The 19,737-nt window shown below is 73.5% G+C and carries 21 protein-coding genes; 10 read left to right on the top strand and 11 right to left on the bottom strand.

Translation table 11 applies throughout. From position 1 onward, the window contains the following. Positions 1-435 (bottom strand): pyridoxamine 5'-phosphate oxidase family protein (locus F8279_RS13015; RefSeq protein ID WP_151500053.1); only part of this gene is annotated, 435 nt, incomplete at its 3' end. A 53-nt stretch (positions 436-488) separates the two neighbouring features. Further along, on the bottom strand, positions 489-1,082 hold the full coding sequence (locus F8279_RS13010; protein ID WP_091419024.1) for a pentapeptide repeat-containing protein: 594 nt from the start codon (positions 1,080-1,082) through the stop codon (positions 489-491). Positions 1,083-1,137: 55 nt separating this feature from the next. Between F8279_RS13010 and F8279_RS13005 the strand changes: the two genes are divergently transcribed. Together F8279_RS13005 and F8279_RS13000 are read left to right on the top strand one after the other, a co-directional pair. Continuing rightward, positions 1,138-2,370: a serine hydrolase gene (locus F8279_RS13005; RefSeq protein WP_091419022.1), complete on the top strand. Its 1,233-nt coding sequence runs from the start codon at positions 1,138-1,140 to the stop codon at positions 2,368-2,370. Between the two features lie 56 nt (positions 2,371-2,426). Next, the gene (locus F8279_RS13000; RefSeq protein WP_091419019.1) at positions 2,427-3,068 is read left to right on the top strand and encodes an NAD(P)-dependent oxidoreductase; all 642 of its coding nucleotides are present in this window, start codon (positions 2,427-2,429) and stop codon (positions 3,066-3,068) included. A gap of 16 nt (positions 3,069-3,084) precedes the next feature. On the opposite strand, the gene F8279_RS12995 is transcribed toward F8279_RS13000, so the two are convergent. Together F8279_RS12995 and F8279_RS12990 are read right to left on the bottom strand one after the other, a co-directional pair. Continuing rightward, positions 3,085-3,549 (bottom strand): PPOX class F420-dependent oxidoreductase, encoded by a 465-nt coding sequence (locus tag F8279_RS12995; RefSeq protein ID WP_091419017.1) that lies wholly within the window; start codon positions 3,547-3,549, stop codon positions 3,085-3,087. Between the two features lie 32 nt (positions 3,550-3,581). Then, positions 3,582-4,223, bottom strand: coding sequence for a hypothetical protein (locus F8279_RS12990; protein WP_091419014.1), 642 nt, complete (start codon positions 4,221-4,223; stop codon positions 3,582-3,584). 257 nt (positions 4,224-4,480) lie between these two features. Between F8279_RS12990 and F8279_RS12985 the strand changes: the two genes are divergently transcribed. Then, positions 4,481-5,260, top strand: coding sequence for a D-Ala-D-Ala carboxypeptidase family metallohydrolase (locus F8279_RS12985; RefSeq protein ID WP_091419011.1), 780 nt, complete (start codon positions 4,481-4,483; stop codon positions 5,258-5,260). A 183-nt stretch (positions 5,261-5,443) separates the two neighbouring features. Here F8279_RS12985 and F8279_RS12980 read toward each other — a convergent pair whose 3' ends face one another. The 4 genes from F8279_RS12980 to F8279_RS12965 form a co-directional block, all read right to left on the bottom strand. Then, on the bottom strand, positions 5,444-5,989 hold the full coding sequence (locus F8279_RS12980; protein WP_091419009.1) for a hypothetical protein: 546 nt from the start codon (positions 5,987-5,989) through the stop codon (positions 5,444-5,446). A gap of 87 nt (positions 5,990-6,076) precedes the next feature. Further along, on the bottom strand, positions 6,077-7,501 hold the full coding sequence (locus tag F8279_RS12975) for a DUF234 domain-containing protein (RefSeq protein WP_175438689.1): 1,425 nt from the start codon (positions 7,499-7,501) through the stop codon (positions 6,077-6,079). 70 nt (positions 7,502-7,571) lie between these two features. Continuing rightward, complete coding sequence (locus F8279_RS12970) at positions 7,572-8,243, bottom strand: response regulator transcription factor (protein ID WP_091419007.1); 672 nt, start codon at positions 8,241-8,243, stop codon at positions 7,572-7,574. Continuing rightward, entirely contained in the window at positions 8,240-9,475 is a 1,236-nt protein-coding gene (locus F8279_RS12965) for a sensor histidine kinase (RefSeq protein WP_091419004.1), read from the bottom strand. Before F8279_RS12965 ends, F8279_RS12970 begins: the two co-directional genes overlap by 4 nt. 132 nt (positions 9,476-9,607) lie before the next feature. Here F8279_RS12965 and F8279_RS12960 point away from each other — a divergent pair, with 132 nt between their 5' ends. The 4 genes from F8279_RS12960 to F8279_RS12945 all read left to right on the top strand — a co-directional run bounded on the left by F8279_RS12960 (position 9,608) and on the right by F8279_RS12945 (position 13,539). Further along, positions 9,608-10,507, top strand: a complete 900-nt coding sequence (locus F8279_RS12960) for an ABC transporter ATP-binding protein (RefSeq protein ID WP_091419001.1) — start codon at positions 9,608-9,610, stop codon at positions 10,505-10,507. Beyond that, positions 10,504-11,289, top strand: a complete 786-nt coding sequence (locus F8279_RS12955; RefSeq protein WP_091418999.1) for an ABC transporter permease — start codon at positions 10,504-10,506, stop codon at positions 11,287-11,289. Before F8279_RS12960 ends, F8279_RS12955 begins: the two co-directional genes overlap by 4 nt. Positions 11,290-11,291: 2 nt before the next feature. Further along, positions 11,292-11,996, top strand: a complete 705-nt coding sequence (locus F8279_RS12950; protein ID WP_091418996.1) for a hypothetical protein — start codon at positions 11,292-11,294, stop codon at positions 11,994-11,996. Between the two features lie 121 nt (positions 11,997-12,117). Next, positions 12,118-13,539 carry an amino acid permease gene (locus tag F8279_RS12945; protein WP_091418994.1) on the top strand — a complete coding sequence of 474 codons (1,422 nt, stop codon included), beginning with the start codon at positions 12,118-12,120 and terminating at the stop codon, positions 13,537-13,539. A gap of 11 nt (positions 13,540-13,550) precedes the next feature. On the opposite strand, the gene F8279_RS12940 is transcribed toward F8279_RS12945, so the two are convergent. After that, positions 13,551-14,645, bottom strand: a complete 1,095-nt coding sequence (locus F8279_RS12940) for a serine hydrolase (RefSeq protein ID WP_091418991.1) — start codon at positions 14,643-14,645, stop codon at positions 13,551-13,553. 32 nt (positions 14,646-14,677) lie between these two features. Next, a complete protein-coding gene (locus F8279_RS12935; protein ID WP_225853254.1) occupies positions 14,678-15,190 on the bottom strand; it encodes a helix-turn-helix transcriptional regulator in 513 nt (170 codons plus the stop codon). Positions 15,191-15,348: 158 nt separating this feature from the next. On the opposite strand from F8279_RS12935, the gene F8279_RS12930 reads away from it, so the two are divergent. From F8279_RS12930 to F8279_RS12920, 3 genes are read left to right on the top strand one after another with little or no spacing between them, the layout of a single operon-like run. Continuing rightward, entirely contained in the window at positions 15,349-16,170 is an 822-nt protein-coding gene (locus tag F8279_RS12930; RefSeq protein ID WP_225853253.1) for a CDP-alcohol phosphatidyltransferase family protein, read from the top strand. Continuing rightward, positions 16,167-17,873 (top strand): sulfatase, encoded by a 1,707-nt coding sequence (locus F8279_RS12925; protein ID WP_091418986.1) that lies wholly within the window; start codon positions 16,167-16,169, stop codon positions 17,871-17,873. The genes F8279_RS12930 and F8279_RS12925 overlap by 4 nt, the downstream gene beginning before the upstream one ends. A 13-nt stretch (positions 17,874-17,886) precedes the next feature. Beyond that, positions 17,887-18,642 carry an FkbM family methyltransferase gene (locus tag F8279_RS12920; protein ID WP_091420195.1) on the top strand — a complete coding sequence of 252 codons (756 nt, stop codon included), beginning with the start codon at positions 17,887-17,889 and terminating at the stop codon, positions 18,640-18,642. Positions 18,643-18,651: 9 nt separating this feature from the next. On the opposite strand, the gene F8279_RS12915 is transcribed toward F8279_RS12920, so the two are convergent. Next, the gene (locus F8279_RS12915) at positions 18,652-19,653 is read right to left on the bottom strand and encodes an MBL fold metallo-hydrolase (protein ID WP_091418984.1); all 1,002 of its coding nucleotides are present in this window, start codon (positions 19,651-19,653) and stop codon (positions 18,652-18,654) included. Between the last annotated feature and the right edge of the window lie 84 nt (positions 19,654-19,737).

Here is a 19,737-nt window from a genome sequence, read left to right as displayed (position 1 = left end):
CTGTAGGCCTCGGTCGGGGTGCCAGCTCTCTATCAGGAGGTGGTCGGGTGGGTCGCCTACTCGGGTGAGCACCACCTCGGTCAGCTCGATCCGGAAGCGGTGCGAGCCGTCCTCGGCGGGCGGCTCCTCGTGCGCCCGGCCGGCGATCTTCGCATCCCCGTCCCAGGTGGACGGGTCGTCCGGCGGGGCGTCCTCGGTCGGGCTGTGCAGCGCCACCCGGGGGTCGCGGCGCAGGTCGAGCGCTTTGACCGCACCGGCCATGCTGCCCAGTCGCAGCTGCCCGTCGTCACCGAAGTCGAACTCGGTGCCGCTGATCCGCGGCGAGCCGTCCCGCCGCACCGTCGCCATCGTGCCGTGTTTGCGAACCGCGAAACGGGCGCGCACCCGCGCCGCGAACTCGGGTTCGGCCGCCACCAGATCGGACCACCATGTCATGCGCCCGAGTCTGTCCGGAAAACCTGACAACCCGCGGCGTCTTTCCGGACGGCTCAGCCCACCTGGAAACCGAGCGCCTGGGCCAGCACCACCGCCTGCTCGGCGTCGATCCGCGCGTCGGCGCGCTGCACCGCGGTCGGGTCGAGCGCGGAGAGGTCACTGCCGCGCAGGTCGGCCCGGATCAGCTTGGCGGCGTGCAACTGGGCGCCGGAGAGGTCCACGCCGGTCAGCGTCGCGCCGGTCAGGTCGGCGCCGGTCAGGTCGACCTCCCGCATGCGTACGTCGGTGATCCGCGCCCCGCGCAGGTCGGCCCCGGCGAGCGTGACGAAGGACCAGTCGCCCCGGTCGACCCGCAGCGGACGCAGGTCGCAGCGGTCGAACGTGCTGCCGACCAGCTTGCAGCCGGTGAACTCGGCCTCGAACAGGTTGCACTTGCTGAATGAGCACCTGGTGAACGCCGAGTCGGTGTGCCGGGAGGCGTTGAACGCGACGTTGCCGAACACGCAGTCGGTGAAGACCGCGCCGCGGCTGACCGCCTCGGTCAGGTCGACGTGGAAGAACTCGCACCGCACGAAGTGCCGGTCGGCCAGCTCCTCGGCGTACCAGTCCTCCTGGCGGTAGGTGACGTCCTCGACCGGCTCGGGCATGCCACCGACCCTAGTGACACTTCCCGGCCGCGGTACCGGCGGGTAGGTTCGCGTCGTGAGTGTCACCGTGAGCACCGACCCCGGCCGTGTCGGTTTCGATCCCGCCCGGCTGGCGCGGATCGACGAGCACTTCGCCCGGTACGTCGACGACGGCCGGCTCGCCGGCTGGCAGATCGTCGTCACCCGCCGGGGCGAGGTCGCCCACTCCTCGACGTACGGGCTGCGCGACCGGGAGGCCGGCACGCCGGTCGAGCCGGACACGCTGTGGCGCATCTACTCGATGACCAAGCCGATCACCTCGGTCGCGGCGATGATGCTCTGGGAGGAGGGCCGGTTCGAGCTGAACGACCCGGTCAGCCGCTGGCTGCCGGAGTTCGCCGACGTACGCGTCTACGACCGGGGTTCGGTGCTCAAGCCGTACACCGTGCCGGCGGTCGAGCCGATCCGGATCTGGCACCTGCTCACCCACACGGCGGGCCTGACGTACGGCTTCGCCCAGGTCTCGGTGGTCGACGGCCTGTACCGGGCGGCCGGCTTCGACCTGGGCGTGCCGCCGGGCGCGGACCTGGCGGCGGCCTCGGCCGGGCTGGCCCGGCTGCCGCTGCTGTTCCAGCCCGGCACGAGCTGGAACTACGGCGTCTCCACCGACGTGCTGGGCCGCCTGGTCGAGGTGATCTCCGGGCAGTCGCTGGACGCGTTCTTCGCCGAGCGGATCCTCGGCCCGCTGGGGATGACCGACACCCGCTGGTGGGTGGACGCGGCGGACGCGAAGCGCCTGGCCGCCCTCTACGCGCCGCACCCGGCCACCGGCCAGGCGGTACGCGCCGACGGGGTGGGCCGGGCCGCGCTGGCGGAGCCGACCTGGCACTCCGGCGGCGGCGGGCTGGTCTCCACGGCGGCCGACTACCACCGCTTCACCCAGTTCCTGCTGCGCGGTGGCGAGCTGGACGGGGTGCGCCTGCTCGGTCCCCGCACGGTGCGCTTCATGACCCGCAACCACCTGCCCGGCAACCGGGACCTGGCCTCGTTCTCGCCGGAGGGCTTCGCCGAGACGATCCTCGACGGGATCGGCTTCGGGCTGGGCTTCGCCGTGGTGCTCGACCCGGTGCCGTCGCGCGTGCCCAGCAGCGTCGGCGAGTTCTACTGGGGCGGCCTGGCCAGCACCGCGTTCTGGGTGGACCCGGTGGAGGAGGTCACCGCGCTGCTGTTCACCCAGCTGATGCCGTCGAGCACGTACCCGCTGCGCGGCCAGCTGCGCCAGCTCGTCTACTCGGCGCTCGTCGACTGAAGCCGGTTCGGCGGAACTCCCCGCCGCCCGCCGGTGGGCTGCCTAGCCTGTGAGGCATGAGCGACATCGTCGTGTTCGGCGCCGGTGGGACGGCGGGCTCGCGGATCGCCGCCGAGGCGGTCGAGCGGGGGCACCGGGTGACAGCGGCGGTGCGGCGTCCGGAGGCGGTCGGCTACCTCCCCACCGGCGTACGCACTGTGACCGGCGATGCCACCTCGGCGCGGAGCGTACGCGAACTGGCCGAGGATGCGGACGTGCTGGTGGTGGCCATCGGCGGCGGCGAGCGGGACCTGTGGCGCGACGCCGCGCGGACTCTGGTCGACACGCTGCGTGAGTTGCCGGACCCGCCCCGGGTGATCCACGTCGGCGGTGGCTCGACGCTGCTCACCCCGAAGGGCACCCGTTACCTGGACGAGCCGGACTTCCCGGAGGAGTACCGGGACTCGGCGCACGGCCAGGCCGAGGCGCTGGAGTTCTACCGGACCAGCGCCGACGGGGTGACCTGGACGTACGTCTCCCCGCCACCGCTGGAGTTCCACCCGGGCGAGCGGACCGGGCACTACCGCACCGGCACCGACCACCCGGTGACCGACGCGCAGGGCCGTTCGGTGCTGACCTACGAGGACCTGGCGGTGGCGATCGTCGACGAGATCGAGGATCCCCGGTTCGGCAACACCCGGTTCACCGTCGCGTACTGATCCGTCGCGTACTGATTCATTCGGCCAGCCGGGCCGGGAAGCCGCCGGTGGCGATCGGGCCCCAGGACTCGATCGTGACGCGGATCAGCGACTTGCCCTGCGCGACCATCGCCGACCGGTACTCGTCCCAGTCCGGGTGCTCGCCGGAGATGCTGCGGAAGTACTCGACGAGCGGCTCCAGCGCCTCGGGCAGGTCGAGCACCTCGGCCATGCCGTCGACCTGCACCCACGGGCCGTTCCAGTCGTCGGAGAGCACGCACGCGGAGACGCGCGGGTCGCGGCGGATGTTGGCGACCTTGGCGCGCTCGGGATAGGTGGAGATCACCAGGCGGCCCTCGGCGTCCACGCCGCAGGCCACCGGGGAGGACTGCGGGCGCCCGTCGGAGCGGGTGGTCATCAGCACGACGTGGTGGCGGGGGCGGAGGAACTCGATCAGGGCGTCCCGGTCGACCCGGGTGTTCTTCGCGATGCTGCGTGCCATGCCCTCGGTTCTACCAGGCGGGCCGGTCGATCTCAGCGCGGACGCCCGGCCGCCCGCTGCGCGGTGACCTGCTCCGGCACGCGAGGGCGGGCCGAGGGCCGCCAGGCGCGGCCGTTGGCGTAGATCACCCGGAAACCGAGGTACGCGGCGAGCGGCGCCCAGTGCGCCGAGCGCATCCGCACCTCGGCGGCGTTGTGCCGCTGGCCGTTGGCGAGCACGTCGAGCAGCACGGTCTCGAAGGCGGCCGACTCGACCCAGTCCACCTCGCGGGTGAAGCCGCAGATCAGCGCCGCGCCGGTGACGTCGAGGAACTCGCGCAGCGTGGCGTCGGAGGCGCGCAGCACCGAGCAGCTGCCGAAGTAGAGGCGGCGGCCCTCGCAGCGGCCGGCCATCCGCTCGGCCACGTCCGACAGCTCGACCGAGTCCCAGTCGGTGAGGCAGAGCCGGCTCGGCTCGCCGTGCATGGCGAAGAAGCCCACCCGGTGATCCGCGTACTGCTTGAGCAGCCACCGGTCGACGAAGTAGAACAGCTCGTCGCGGGTGGCCGCGTCCTTGTGGATGTAGCGGATCCGGCCGAGCCGTTCGAGCAGGTCGAGCGTGGGCAGGACGGATCCTCGTTCGTTGAGGTCGCGGTGCCACTGCCCCTCGACGCAGAACACGCCGCCACGCGCCAACGCCCACCTCCCCGCCCGTCGAGGTCGTCGCCCGGGTCCGGGAGCAGACGTTACCGCTCACCTCCGACGGGCGACACCCGGCGGCACGTACGCAAACGGGCAGTATTCACAGCTGATGCCCAGCAAACGCCCGATGTGAGAACAATTTCGGCTAATCACCACGAAGAATCCTCTCACCTGTCACGGTGAGAGAGACGGGACGTACCGGTCGATGTGCCCGTCGAATCCCAGTTCCGCTCTGACATCGGGAGGACTCTGTGCGCGTCAACACCCTGAAGCGGGCGGCGGTCGCGTTCGCGCTGGCCCTGCCCGGGGCCGCCGTGGCGACAGTCGTGGCCGCGCCGCCGGCGCACGCCGACGGCTGCTACACCTGGAACCGGACGCTGTCCCAGGGAAGCTCCGGCGCCGAGGTCCGGCAGCTCCAGATCCGGGTGGCCGGCTGGGCCGGGTACGGCGGGATCGTCCGGGTCGACGGTGTGTACGGCCCGGAGACGGCCGCCGCTGTCAAGCGCTTCCAGGCCGCGTACGGGCTGCGCGCCGACGGCGTGGCCGGACCGCAGACGTTCGCCAAGATCTACGACCTGCAGAAGGACAGCGACTGCACGCCCAAGCACTTCAGCTACGCCGAGCTGGACAACGGCTGCGGCAAGGGCGGGTGGGCCGGGGGTCCGCTCTCCTCGTCGGCCACCCGGGAGAACGCGCTGCGCACCATGTGGAAGCTGGAGGCGCTGCGGCGCAGCCTCGGCGACAAGCCGCTCTACGTGACCAGCGGGTTCCGCAGCATCGCCTGCAACCGGCAGGTCGGCGGCGCCGCGGACAGCCAGCACCTCTACGGCACCGCGGCCGACCTGATCGCCAAGCACCGCAGCCTCTGCGACGTCGCCCGATCCGCCCGTGACCAGGGCTTCAGCGGCATCTACGGGCCCGGCTACCCCGACCACGACGACCACACGCACGTGGACTCGCGGCGGGAGAACAACAAGGACAAGGCGCCGAACACGAAGGGCTGGTCCGCGCCGGACTGCGGCGTCAAGTGACACGGTGACGGCGGCCCGGCACGGGGGTGGGGGCTCCCCGGCCGGGCCGCCGTCGGCATGCTCCGGCACGACCGACGCCGCTCCGCGACGGGGCGTCGACGCGACCGGAACCGGGCGCCGGGCGTCAGCTCACCCGGGCCGGGCGGGCCCGGGGGCGGTCCGCCCGGAACCGGGCGGCGGGAGTCAGCTCGCCCGGGGCCAGCGGGGCCGGGCGGCGGGAGCCGGCCGGCCGGCGACGGGCCGCAGACCGGGCCGCACCGGCGGCGCGGCGACCCGCGGGACCGGACCGCGCGCCGCCTGGGCCGCGGCGGCGGGGCGGGCCGTCTGGCCCGGCACCGCCCGTGCCGGCTGTCCCGGCACGGGGCGTCCGGCCTGACCGGGTACGCCGGGACGGACGACCTGCCCGACGGCCGGACGGGCGCCGGACGGCCCGGTCAGCACGAACGGGAACGGCACGTGCACGAACGGGTTGCCGTGCCGGATCAGCGCGTCGATCTGACGGTCGTTGAGACCGTGTGTCTCCAGCACGCGCCGGCCCCAGCGATGCAACCGGCAGGGGAACGACGACCCGTCGTTGCGGCACTTCGGCCCCGCGGGCCACTCCTCGGCAGCGTGCACCACCACCGCCCGGACCGCGAGGCGGACGTCCTCGGGGGTCAACGGCGCCGGTACCGGCACCTCGCCCAGGATCTGGTCGATGGGGTCCGTCGACTGCTCACCAACTCGCACGGCAGGCCTCCCGCAGCTCGGCAGCGGTACGGCGGAACGGCCGCACCACATCCTCGACCACTGGTACGGCCGAGAAACGGCAGCAGTTCAATCCCGCCACGCGGCGAGCAGTTCGGCCGGCCCGAGCGCCGTGACACCGTCGACCGCACGGCCACTGCGCACCACCGCGACGACCGGCGTGTGGTCGTCGGCGCCCGGTAGCTGGGCGCGGTGGTGAAGCAGCCGGGCCAGGTCGTGACCGTCGAACGCGCCGTTCTCCAGCCACTTGACCGAGCCCACGAACGTGATCCGCTTGGCCACCGGGCTTCGGTCACCGCCGACCAGGTCGATCTCGGGATCGTTGGTACGCGTCCAGTACCCGCCCACCACCGCCGTCTCGAACGGCAGGTGCCCCGGCGGCAGCCGGCGCAGCGACTCCCGGATCACCGGCTCGACCGCACGTCCCCGCCAGGAGGTCCAGGACGAGTGGATGCGGGCGAGTGTCAGATCCCCTCTACCGCGCTCGATCTCGGCGAGGTAGGGGTCGAGGAAGGCGAGCCAGAAGCGGAGATACGGATCGGCGACCACGTACCGGGTCTCGCGCGAAGGACGGGTGGACAGCGGGAGGGTGGCCTCCACGACCCGCTTGTCAGTCAGCAGCCGGAGCGCACGGTGCAGCGACGCCTGCGGGATTCCGCCGGCGGCCCGCGCGATGGAGGAGGCGGTGCGCTCCCCGGAGCCGATGGCGCGCAGCACCACGCCCGGCTGGGACTGCGGCGGAAACTCGGCGGCGAGGGCCCGTTCCCCGCTGACGAGCAGTGCGGAGGTGGGGTCCGGGACGGCCTGGGCGAGGTAGTCGCGCACGGTCTCGCCGGGGGCCCAGTCGTCGAGGACGAGCGGCAGGCCGCCGGTGACGAGGTACGCGTCGATGGCATCCGCCGGCGGCAGCTCGAGCATCTCGCCCACGTCGCCGGGGCTCAGGGGCGGCACGACCATCTCGGTCGCGCGCTGGTGGAACGGCCGGCCGTAGTCGTTGAGCGCCTCCATCATCGCCAGGTCCGAGCCGACGCAGATCAGCAGGACCGGGCGACGGGACAACTCCCGGTCGAAGACCTTCTGGAGGGTGCCCTCGAAACCCGGATCGGTGGCGATGAGGTAGGGCATCTCGTCGAGCACGACGACGCTGGGCTGATCTGCGGGCAGCGCGGCGGCGAGGAGGGTGAGTGCCGCGTCCCAGGTGGCCGGTGCCTGCCCGGCGAACAGACCCGCTCCGGGAAGTGTCGAGCCGGCGGCCGCCGCGACGAAGAGCCGCAGGTCGGCGGCGGGGCTGGGTTGGGCCGAGGCGGTGAAGAAGAGATGGGGTACGCCCGCGCGCTCGACGAACTCCTCCACGAGGCGGGACTTGCCCACCCGGCGACGTCCTCGCATGAGCAGGGCCCGGCCGGGCCGACCTGCCCGGCCGCCGCGTTCGACGCGCGCCAACATGCCGTCGAGCCGGGCCAGCTCCCGCGTCCTGCCCACGAAACCGGCCACGCCGTAACCTCATGCTCTCATCTACGATACTCTCACCACTGAGAGTATCGCGGATGAGAGCTTCCGCGCGTCAGACCAGGCCGGCGTCCTGGACCAGCAGGGCCACCTGCACGCGGTTGTTCAGGTCGAGCTTCGTCAGCAGCCGCGACACGTACGCCTTCACGGTCGCCACGCTCATGAACAGCTCGGCGGAGATCTCCGCGTTGGTCCGGCCCCGGCCGAGCAGCACCGCGACCTCCCGCTCCCGCTCGGAGAGCCCGTCGAGCAGCCGTACCGACCGCTCCCGCTTCGGGTCCGGGCCTGGCACCGGCGCGGTGCCGGTGACGTGCGCGATGAGCTTGCGGGTCACCGCCGGGGACAGCGTCGCCTCCCCCGCCGCGACCCGCCGCACCGCGGCCACGATCTCGGCCGGCGGGGTGTCCTTGAGCAGGAAGCCGCTCGCCCCGGCGCGCAGCGCCCGCAGCACCTGTTCGTCGGCGTCGAAGGTGGTGAGCACCAGCACCTCGGGCGCGTCCGCGGTGGCACGCAGCGCCTCGGTGGCGGACAGCCCGTCGACCCGGGGCATGCGGATGTCCATCAGCACCACGTCCGGGGCGTACGCGGCGACGGCCTCGGGCACCTCGGCTCCGTCGGTGGCCTCGCCGACCACGGCCAGGTCGGGCACGCCGCCGAGGATCATCGACAGCGCGCCCCGGACCAGCGGGTCGTCGTCGACGATCAGCACCCGCACCGGCCCGCTCACCGGGCCGCCCAGGGCAGCCAGGCGGTCAGCCGGAAACCGCCGTCGGCGTCCCGCCCGTGTTCGAGCCGGCCGCCGGCCAGCGTGACCCGCTCCGCGATCCCGACCAGCCCGGTGCCGGCGCCCGGAATCGCGGTGGCGGGCGCACCCACCGGCCACGGGTTGTGGATGTCCACCGCCAGTCCGTCCCCCGGACCGCCGGCCAGCCGGACCGTCACCACCGCGCCGGGCGCGTGCTTGCGGGCGTTCGTCAGCCCTTCCTGCACGATCCGGTAGGCGCTGCGTCCGATGCCCGCGGGCACCGCCTCCGGCTCGGTCACCTCGTCCACCACGCCGACCCGTACCCCGGCGTCGCGGCTCTCGGCGACGAGCGCGGGCACGTCGCCGAGCGTCGGCTGCGGCCGTTCGGGCGTGGCCTCGGAGCCCACCTCGGCCCGTAGCACGCCGATCACCTCGCGCAGGTCCTGCAACGCGGCGTGCGCGCTGGCCCGGATCACCCCGGCCGCCCGGGCGACCTCCTCGGGCGGCGCGTCCGGCCGGAACTCCAGCGCGCCCGCGTGCAGGCTGAGCAGGGAGATCCGGTGGGCGAGCACGTCGTGCATCTCCCGGGCGATCCGGCCGCGTTCGAGCTGTCGGGCCTGGTCGAGCCGGAGCTGCTGTTCGGCCTCGGCCCGTTCGGCGCGGTCGCGCAGCGACAGCACGAGCTGGCGGCGGGCCCGGACGAACAGCGCCCACGCCACCACCACACCGATGAGCAGCGCGGTCCAGACCACGGCGGCCCAGAACGGCATCGTCGGGTCGGGCCGGACGGCGAGGTAGACCGGCAGGCTCAGCAGGTTCCAGCCGACCAGGGCCAGGCCCAGCGGCAGCGGCCGGTGGACCAGGACGGTGAACGTGATGACGAGCAACGCGACGCCGGAGGTGACCGAGAAGAACACGAGCGGCGCGGTGGCCACCGCCAGCCCGACCGGCCAGCGCCGGCGCAGCCAGAGCGCACCGCTGACCAGCAGGCCGATCAGCAGGTCGACCTCCTCCAGCCAGGCCGGACCGGCATTGAGCCCGAACTCCGGGGTGACGCTGGTGACGTCGGCGTGCGTGATCAGCACCCAGAGCAGCGAGGCCACGAACAGCACGCTGTCCACGAACCAGTCCCGTGGGGTCCGCCGCGGGGCGCGGGCGGGCACCAGGGAGCCCGGCAGGAGCCAGGGGTGATCGGGTACGACGGCGCTGGTCACGAGTCCATGCTAGGAAGCCGTCCGGACCGGCTGCCAGCTACCAAAGTCGACGCCTGGGGTGAACCGAGGTCGACGGCGGCGCCGACCGCCGGCCGCAGCGCGTGACCGGGTGGCCCCGGCAGGCTCGGCGGCATGATCGAAGTCGACCAGCTCACCAAGCGGTACGGCCCGCACACCGCCGTCGAGGACGTCACGTTCCGGTGCGAACCGGGCTCGGTGACCGGTTTTCTCGGGCCGAACGGCGCCGGTAAGTCCACCACGATGCGGATGATCTGCGGAATGACGCCGCCCACCTCGGGCGGCGCCACGGTGGGCGGCCGCCCGTACCGGCAGCTGCCGAATCCGGGGCGGGAGATCGGCGTGCTGCTCGACGCCTCGGCGCAGCACGCCGGGCGGACCGGGCGGGAGACGCTCACGCTCGCCGCCCGCACCATGGGCGTCGACCGGGGACGGGTGGCGGCGGCACTCGACCAGGTAGGGCTGAACGACACCGCCGCCCGGCGCCGCGTCGGCGCGTACTCCCTGGGCATGAGGCAGCGGCTCGGCCTGGCGCTGGCGCTGCTGGGCGACCCCCGGGTCCTGATCCTGGACGAGCCGGCCAACGGCCTCGACCCGGAGGGGATCTTCTGGATGCGCGGCCTGCTGCGCGACTTCGCCGACCGGGGCGGCACGGTGCTGCTCTCCTCGCACCTGCTGCGCGAGGTGGAGGCGGTGGCCGACCGGCTGGTGGTGATCGGCGGCGGCCGGGTGGTCGCCCAGGGCGGCAAGGACGAGCTGCTCGCAGGTGCCGGCACGCTCGTCCGCGCGCGCGACGCGCACGCCCTGCGCCTGACGCTGGAGCGGGCCGCGCTGCCGGCCACCGCCGGCACCGACGGCGGCTTCGTCGTCCGGGCCGAGCCGGGCGAGGTCGGTCAGGCCGCGGCGGACGCCGGGCTGGTCCTCACCGAGCTGCGCCCGGCCGGTAGCGGCGGCCTGGAACAGCTCTTCCTCACCCTCACCGCCGGCGCGTCGACCAAGGAGGCCGTCCGATGACCACCGCCACCCGCACCCCCGCGCCGCCGCGTCCCGGTGCCGCCGTCGCCGGGCCGACGCTGGCCCGGCTGACCGCTGTGGAGCTGCGCAAGCTCGCCGACACCCGGGCCGGACGCTGGTTGCTGATCACGATCGGCCTGATCGCGGCCGTGATCGTGGTGGTGCAGCTGTTCGTCCTCGACGCGCCGGACCAGACGTTCACCGCGTTCTTCACGCCGTCGCTGCTGCCGGTCGGGCTGCTGCTGCCGGTGCTCGGCATCCTCTCCATCACCGGCGAGTGGTCGCAGCGCAGCGCGCTCACCACGTTCGCGCTGGTGCCCCGCCGGGAGCGGGTGATCGTCGCCAAACTCGCCGCGGTGGTGCTCGCCGCGCTCGCCTCGGTGCTCGTCAGCCTGGCGGTCGCCGCCGTCGGCACGCTGGCCGCCGGCGCCACCGGCGGGGCGGGTGCCTGGGTCTTCGACTGGCAACTGCTGCCGCACGCGGCCGTGTTCCAGGTGGCGAACGTGTTGATGGGCGCCGGTTTCGGTCTGCTGTTGCTGAACACGCCGCTGGCGATCGTCGCCTACCTGCTGCTGCCCACCGTGTGGAGCCTGCTGTCCGCGATGATCTCCGCGCTGCGTGAGCCGGCCCGCTGGCTGGACACCTCGCTCACCATGGAGCCGCTGCTCGGCGCCGAGATGACCGGCGGGCAGTGGGGCCGGCTCGGCGTCTCGCTGGCCGTCTGGGTGCTCCTGCCGCTGGCCGCCGGCCTGGTCCGCACCATGCGCCGGGAGGTGTCCTGACCGTGGCCGCCTGGCAACCCGGCGAGGACGTCGTGGTCGACGGCGGACGCGGCGAGCTGGTGCTGTTCTGGGCCGGGTTCCCACTGTTCGGCGCGGGGCTGGCCGCCGGGCTGACCGCGCTGTCCGGCTGGATCGCCGGGCTGGCGTGGTTTCCGTTCCAGGGCCTGTTCGAGCTGCTCGCCCGGTGGCCGGACGAGCTGTCGTACCCGATCGGTATCGGGGTGGGCGTGCTCGGCGGCCTGCTCCTGGCGGTGGTGGCGGTCCGCGAGCGGCTGACCGTCACGGTCGGCCACCGATCGGTACGGCTGCACCGCGACGGGCACGGCCGGGACCTGGCCCGCGCCGACGTGGCCGGGGTGTTCGTCGACGGCAAGGCGCTGGTGCTGCTCGACACCGCCGGCGGCGAGCTGGCCCGGGAGAAGTCCGACCTGGACGCCGAGCGGTTGCGCGCGGCGTTCACCCGGCAGGGCTGGCCGTGGACCGGCCAGGACCCGCACCGGGACGCGTACCGGCGGTGGGTGAAAGGTCTGCCCGACCTGCCGCCCGGCGCGGACGCCCTGCTGCGGGCCCGGCAGCGGGCGCTCGACGGCGGCCACGACAGCGAGACCCGGGAGCTGCACGGGGAGCTGGCCCGGCTCGGTGTCGTGGTCCGCGACGAGGGCAAACGGCAGTACTGGCGGCTGGTCGCCGGCCCACCGCCGGGGTGAGCGCCGCCGTCGCGCTGCGATCTTCGCGCATAGGATTTACGTTCGTCCATGGCACGGGGTCGCGGCTCGTCGGACGCGGTGGCCCCGGGCGGTATGACGCGAGCGACGGGGAGGGACCGGCATGGCGGTGGGACAGGGCATCTTCCGGCGCAAGCCGGTCGAGCAGATCGCCGACGAGACCGACGAGGGCCTCTCCCGCGAGCTGGGGTTGTGGCAGCTCACCGCGATCGGGGTCGGGGGCATCATCGGCGCGGGCATCTTCGCGCTGGCCGGGGCGGTGGCGAACGAGACAGCCGGCCCGGCCGTGCTGGTGTCGTTCCTGATCGCCGGCCTGGCCAGCGCCGCCGCCGCGCTGTCGTACGCGGAGTTCGCCGGCATGATCCCCAAGGCCGGGTCGGCCTACACCTACGGGTACGCGGTGCTGGGCGAGGCGGTCGGCTGGTTCATCGGCTGGGACCTGCTGCTGGAGTACACGGCGATCGTCGCCGTCGTGGCGATCGGCATCTCCGGCTACTTCGGCTTCCTGGTCAACGAGTTGGGCGCGGACCTGCCGGCCTGGATGCTCGGCGCGCCGGGCACCGGCGACGGGCACCGGGTGGACCTGTTCGCTGTGGTGCTCTGCCTGCTCATCGCGTTCCTGCTGACCCGGGGCATCAGGGCGGCCGCGCGGTTCGAGACGTTCGTGGTGGGCCTCAAGGTCGCCGTCGTGCTGCTGGTGATCGTGGTCGGCTTCTTCCACGTGAAGACCGCCAACTACTCGCCGTTCTTCCCGTTCGGCGTCGGTGGCGCGATCACCGGCGCGGCCACTGTCTTCTTCGCGGTCTTCGGGTACGACGCGATGAGCACCGCCGCGGAGGAGTCGCGGGACGCCCGGCGGCACATGCCGAAGGCGATCATCTGGTCGCTGGTCGTCTCGATGGTGCTCTACGTGCTGGCCACGCTGGTGCTCACCGGCATGCAGAACTACCGGGACATCGACCCGGAGAGCGGCTTCTCCTCCGCGTTCGCCTCGGTCGGGCTCTCCGGGCTGGCCAGTGTGATCGCGGTCGGGGCGATCATCGGCATCCTCACCGTGATGTTCACGTTCATGCTCGGCGTGACCCGGGTGTGGTTCTCGATGAGCCGGGACGGGCTGCTGCCCGGCTGGTTCGCCAAGGTGCACCCGGTCCGCCGGGTGCCCACCCGGGTCACCTGGATCGTCGGCGTCGGCTCGGCGCTGATCGCCGGGTTCCTGCCGATCCGGCAGGCCGCCGAGCTGACGAACATCGGCATCCTGCTCGCGTTCGTGGTGGTGTGCGTCGCGGTGATCGTGCTGCGCTACCGCCGCCCGGACGCGCCGCGTACGTTCCGTCTCCCCGGTATGCCCGTGGTGCCGGCACTCGGCGTGATCTTCTCGATCTGGCTGATCACGTTCCTCGACCCGGTGACGTGGCTGCGGTTCGGCGTCTGGTTCCTGCTCGGCGCGGTCGTCTACGCGCTGTACGGCTACCGCCGTTCGGCGCTGGCCCGGCGCGACGAGGACACCACCGACCGGGCCCGCTGACCCGCGTCGCCTCAGACGTCGAGCAGTCGCAGGCCGATCGGGTCCACGTCGCGTGTGGTGTTGCCGAGCACCACCACGCCCCGGCCGGCGGCCCGGTCGAAGCCCAGGACCGCCCGGAAGCCGGCGGTTCCCCCGTCGTGCCAGACGATCTCCCGGTCGCCGTGCCGGCTGGTGAACCAGCCGTACCCGATCCGGCGGTCTTCCCCGGCGTCGAAGCGGGGCGTGGCCGCGTCGGCGCCGGGGGCGGTGCCGGCGAGCATCGCGGCGGTGAGCCGGGCCAGGTCCTCGGCCGTGGACCAGATCCCGACACCGGCCGGCGCGTAGCCCGCGCCCAGCCACGGATCGGCGGCCCGGCCGGCGGCGGTGGCGCCCTCGGCCCTCCCGGCCGGCAGGTGCCCGGCGTCGGTGGCGACCAGGGTGCCGGCCATGCCCAGTGGACCCAGCACCTCCCGCCGCAGCAGTTCCGGGTAGCCGACGCCGGCCCGGGCCGCCAGCGCCTGGCCGAGCAGTGCCGCGCCGAAGTTCGAGTAGGAGACGGCGCCGCGGTCTCCGCCCGGCTCGGTGTTCGCGGCGACGGCGACGATCCGGTCCACGTCGTAGCCGGCGTACGCGTTCCCGGCCGTGGACGCCGCCCACCACGTGCGGATCGTCGCACCCGTGGAGTCGAGGGCCAGCCTGGGCAGCCCGGCCCGGTGACTGGCGAGTTCGGCGAGCGTGACGTCGCCGGCCGGACCGGTCACGCCGGGCAGGACGGCGGCCAGCCGGTCGTCGGGGTCGACCGCACCGGCCGCCACCTGCCGGGCCAGGAGCATCCCGGTGAGCGGCTTGGCGATCGAGCCGATCTCGAACGGCGTGCCCGGTTCGACGGCCGGCTCGCCGCGGGCCCGGTCGCCGAGGCCCGCGACGCGGACCCGGTCGCCCTCGACCACCGCCACCGCGAGGCCGCGCAGTCCCTCGGGGTCGTCGACGGCGGCGCGGACGGTCGCGGCCAGGTCCGCGTCGCCGGTCTGCTGCGGGCCCAGTCGCGGCGGCCGGGGCTTCCGGACCGCCGCCACGGCCGAGGCGGCGAGGCCGGCGGCGACGGCGAGAACGATCGGGGTACGCATGGGGCTGCCTTCCGTCGAAGTGGCCGGCCGGGTCAACGGCGGGCGGCGGTGAGGATGGCCAGCAGCGGTACCACCCGCTCGGGCGGTATGTCGTAGCGCCCGCGGGCACCACTGCGCAGCCAGCCGGCGGCGGCGAGTTGCCGCAGGTGGTGATGGAGCTGACCGGTGGTGCCGATCCCGTCGAGGCCGGCCAGTTCGGCGGTGCCGTGCCGCCCGCCGAGGATCTCGCGCAGCAGCCGGAGTCGCACCGGATGCGCCAGCGCGGTGAGCGTGCCGGCCAGTGCCGGCCAGTCGTCGTCGAGCAGGTCGTCGACTGTGGCGCCGTACTGCCAGTCGTAGTTCCGGTCCCCGGTGCGGACGGTGCCGGTGTAGAGCACCGCGCCGGCGCCGCCGGCGGGAATTCGCTGCTTCAGGCCGCCGAGTGCCCAGAGGGCATCGCCCGGCGCGACCTCACCGGTCGTCGCGCCGGCTCCGGCGTCCCGCTCCCCGACCAGCCGGGCCACCTGCGTCTCCAGGGCCGCGAGCCGTTCCTCCACGCTTGCCACGGCAGCGAGAGTACGGAAGTACGTACTTACGTGCAAGCGAACAAGCGCGCGGAGCTGCTGATGCCGCCACTTCTGCTGGCGCGTTTCCGGTATCAGAACGAACCGTTCGGGCATGTTCTCCGTACACAGGTGTGGTTCGTGACGTCTACCTCGGAGGCATGGTGTCCGCACTTCGAACTGATCCATTCGCGGGGGCGATTCTCCAGGTCGGCGTACTCGCGGCCCTGGCCGGCACGGTCGGCCTGAGCGCGTACGGCTGGCTGGCCGGTCTGCTCTTCGGGGTGGTGATGGTCGCGGCGCTCGGATACGGGCTGCGCCGCTCGGGTGCGGACCGGCTCGGGCCGGCCGACTGGGTGACGCTCACCCGGGCGACGCTCGCCGGCGGCGTGGCCGCGTTGACTGTCGACTCGTTCCGCGAGCCGATCGCGGTGCCGGTCCTGGTCGTGCTGAGCGCCGTGGCGCTGTCGCTCGACTGGGTCGACGGGCAGGTGGCCCGGCGTACCGGGACGGTGAGTGCGCTGGGCGCCCGGTTCGACATGGAGGTCGACTCCTTCCTCGTCCTGGTCCTCTGCGGGTACGTCGCCGACCAGGTGGGCGCCTGGGTGCTGGTGATCGGCGCGATGCGGTACGTCTTCGTCGCCGCCGGCTGGGTGCTGCCGTGGATGCGCGGCTCGCTGCCGCCGCGCTACTGGCGCAAGGTGGTCGCCGCCACGCAGGGCATCGTGCTGGCGGTGGTGGCGGCGGGCGTCCTGCCCCGGCCACTCGCAGTCGCGGTGCTTCTCGGCGCGCTCGCGATGCTCGTCGAGTCGTTCGGCCGTGACGTCGGCTGGTTGTGGCGGCACGGCGCACGGCCGGCACCGCGCCCGGTGGCGCTCCCGGCCGCGCCGGTCTCCCCCGCGCCGGCGGGTCACCGGCCCGAGTGGACACCGGGCGTGCGGATCGCGCGCCAGCCCGCCGAGGTCGGCGGGCGGCAGCGGTGACCGACGCGTCCCGCCGGACGGACGGCGACGACGACGCCCCGATCGGCACCGCGAACAACGGCACGACCACCGACGGCATCGCGGCGTCCGGCGGACGGCGGTTCCGGCGGGTGCTCACCGCCACGGTCACCGCGCTCGCCGCCGCGCTCGTGCTGGTGGCACTCGTCGCGCCGAGCGACGTCAACGAGTTCGGCCCGGGCGCGTTCCTGCGCATCCCGGTGGAAGGGCTGATCGCCGTCGCCCTGCTGCTGGTCCTGCCGGCACGTCCGCGCCGGGTGGTGGCCACGATTCTCGGCGCGCTGCTCGGCCTGGTCCTCGTCCTCAAGGTCACCGACCTCGGGTTCTCGCTGGTCCTGGACCGCCCCTTCGACCTGATCGCCGACTGGACGTTCCTCGGCGCGGGCGCGGAGTTCCTGTCCGAGTCGTACGGTCGCGCCGCCGAGGTGGGCGCTGTGGCGCTGGCGGTGGTCGCCGTCCTCGCCGTACCGCTGCTGGTGACGCTGTCGGTGCGGCGGCTGACCCGGGTCGTGGCCGGCCACCGGGTGGTGACCGCGCGCGCGACCACCGCGTTCGCCGCCGCCTGGGTGGTCTGCGCCGTGCTCGGCGCGCAGATCGTGCCGGGCGTCCCGGTCGCCGCCGACACGGTCGCGGCCGGTCTCTACGACCGAGGGCGGCAGGTACGGGCGGGCCTCAACGACCAGGAGACGCTCAACACCCAGCTCGCCGGCGACCCGTTCCAGAACGTGCCGGGCGAGCAGTTGCTGACCGCGTTGCGCGGCAAGGACGTGCTGTTCACGTTCGTGGAGAGCTACGGCCGGGTCGCGCTGGAGGATCCGGACCTCGCGCCGGAGGTGGACGCCGTCCTGGACGAGGGAACCCGGCAGTTGCGCGCGGCCGGATACGGCAGCCGCAGCGCGTTCCTCACCTCGTCCACCACCGGCGGCGGGAGCTGGCTCGCGCACGCCACGCTGATGAGCGGCATCCGGACGGACAACCAGTTGCGCTACACCAACCTGGTCCGCAGCGACCACCTGACCCTCAACGGCGCGTTCAAGCGCGCCGGCTGGCGCACCACGCTGGTCATGCCGGCGCTCACCCGGGCCTGGCCGGAGGCCGAATTCTTCTCCCCGGACCAGGTGTACGGCATGAAGGAACTCGGCTACCGGGGGCCGCTGTTCAGCTTCTCCTCACCGCCGGACCAGTACACGCTGTCGACGTTCCAGCGCCGCGAACGCGGACCCGGGCACGCCCCGGTGATGGCCGAGATCCCGTTGCTGTCCAGCCACGTGCCGTGGACGCCGGTACCGCCGCTGGTCGACTGGGACGACGTCGGCGACGGCTCGGTGTACAAGGGGACCGCGCGCGCCGACCGCTCGGCGGAGGGCACCCGGGAGGCGTACCGGCGGGCCGTCGTGTACTCGCTGCGCACGCTCATCTCCTACGTCCAGCGGTACGGCGACGAGAATCTGGTGCTCGTGTTCCTCGGCGACCACCAGCCGGCCCGCGCGGTCACCGGTGAGGGCGCCGGCAAGGACGTGCCGATCACAGTCGTCGCGAAGGACCCGGCCGTGCTCGACCGGATCGGCGGGTGGGGCTGGCAGGACGGCCTCAACCCCGGCCCGCAGGCCCCGGTCTGGCCGATGGAGTCGTTCCGCGACCGGTTCCTGAACGCGTTCGGACCGAAGTCCACCACTCACAGTTAGGGATGTCGTGACGATGCTCGCTCGGGCCTGGGGGATCACCCGCTCCCTGGCCGTCTACCACGGTCAGCCGGCCAAGCACCGGCGTGCCCGGCAGCTCTACGGGCAGTTCCTCTCCCCCGGCGACCTCGGCTTCGACATCGGCGCCCACGTGGGCGGCCGGGTGCGTACCTGGCGGCGGCTGGGCGCGCGGGTGGTCGCTGTGGAGCCGCAGCCCGACTGCCTGCGGGTGCTGCGCCTGGGCTTCGGGCGGGACGCCGACGTGATGATCGAGCCGACAGCTGTCGGTGCGCGGTCCGGGAGCGCGCGGCTGGAGCTGTCCAGCGCGACGCCGACGGTGTCCACCATGTCGTCGTCGTGGATCGAGTCGGTCACCGCCGACCCGAGCTTCGCCGGTGTCCGGTGGGACCGGTCGGTCGAGGTGCCGGTCGTGACGCTGGACGACCTGATCGAGCGGCACGGCGTACCGGCATTCTGCAAGGTCGACGTCGAGGGCTTCGAGGTCGACGTGCTCGCCGGGCTCAGCCGTCCGGTACGCGGGCTGTCCTTCGAGTACCTGCCGCCCGCGCACGACGCCGCGCTGGCCGCGTTGAAGCTGGTGGAACGGCTGGGCGCGACGGCAGGCGGCTACCGCTACAACTACTCGCCGGTGGAGACCATGCGGTTCGCGAGCGACCGGTGGCTGGACGCGGCCGAGCTGGTGCGCCTGCTGGAGACGTACCGCCCGGCCGGTCGCTCCGGCGACGTCTACGCCCGGCTGGCGGCCTCCTGAACGACGCCGTCAGAACCGGTACGCGGTGTGGTACTCGGGCACCAGCACGCGGCTGCGCGGCGAGACCCGGCGCACCTCGGCGACGAGGGCGTCGAGGCGTTCCCGGTCGCTGTCGGCGACCGTCGGCGGGTTGGTGAGCGGCGTCTCGAAGTTGTCCCAGTGCACCGGCACCACGACCTTCGGACGGCCCAGCGCGGCCATCAGCCGGGGCACGTAGTCGGCGGTCGACGTACTGGCGGCGGAGGCGACCATCGCGACGTCCGGGGCCAGCCCGCTCAGCTTGCGCTCGTCGAAGTCGCTGGCACCCATGAAGAACACCGACGGCCCGCCGTCGATCCGGATCTGGTACGCCAGCGTGTCGCCCTCGGGCAGGTCGGCGATCGTCTCCGGACGGGGCGGCCGGCTGACCCGTACCCCCGGGAAGGCCATCGACCAGGTGGGATTCCGGCTGTGCAGCGAGCCGACCACCTCCACCGTGTACCCGTCGAAGTCGAGCACCTCTCCGCCCTTGACCGGAGCCAGTTGCCCGGCCGGCAACTCGTACGCCAGCCCGAGGTGGTAGGCGGTGAGCGTGCCGAAGACGCGGGCGCCGGTCCGGGCGGCGATGTGCGGCACGTCGTTGAAGTGGTCCCAGTGGGTGTGGGTGACCAGGATGTTCTCGGCCCGGTCGGCGAGCCGGTCGACCACGTCGGCCGCCACGGTCAGCCGGGTGCCGGGGTTGAACGCCTTCCGGAACAGACCGGTGTCGTACCGGCTCAGGTACGGGTCGACGAGCACCGTCCGGTCCCCGATGTCGATGCGCCAGCCGGAGGTGCCCCACCAGCGGAAACTCACCGCGCCGCCGCGTCGCGTACCGCCGGCGGCGCGGCTCGGCGCGGCGACGGGGCCCCGCCCGGCGGCTCCCGCCGGGGTGCCGGCGACGAGTCCGGCGGTGGTGACGGCGGCGGCGCCGACGGCGGTGTCGCGCAGAAGTCGACGGCGGGCGTAGCCGGACGGCCGGTTCTCGGGCATGTGTCGTCCTCCCCGTTCGGGATCGGTGATCGGTAGGCCCAGCCCATCACCCGGCTGACGGTGATGTCCAAGATCGACGAGCGC

The organism is Micromonospora sp. AMSO1212t, assembly GCF_008868145.1.
Taxonomy (GTDB): domain Bacteria; phylum Actinomycetota; class Actinomycetes; order Mycobacteriales; family Micromonosporaceae; genus Micromonospora; species Micromonospora tulbaghiae.
This window is presented reverse-complemented; position numbering and strand designations above follow the sequence as displayed.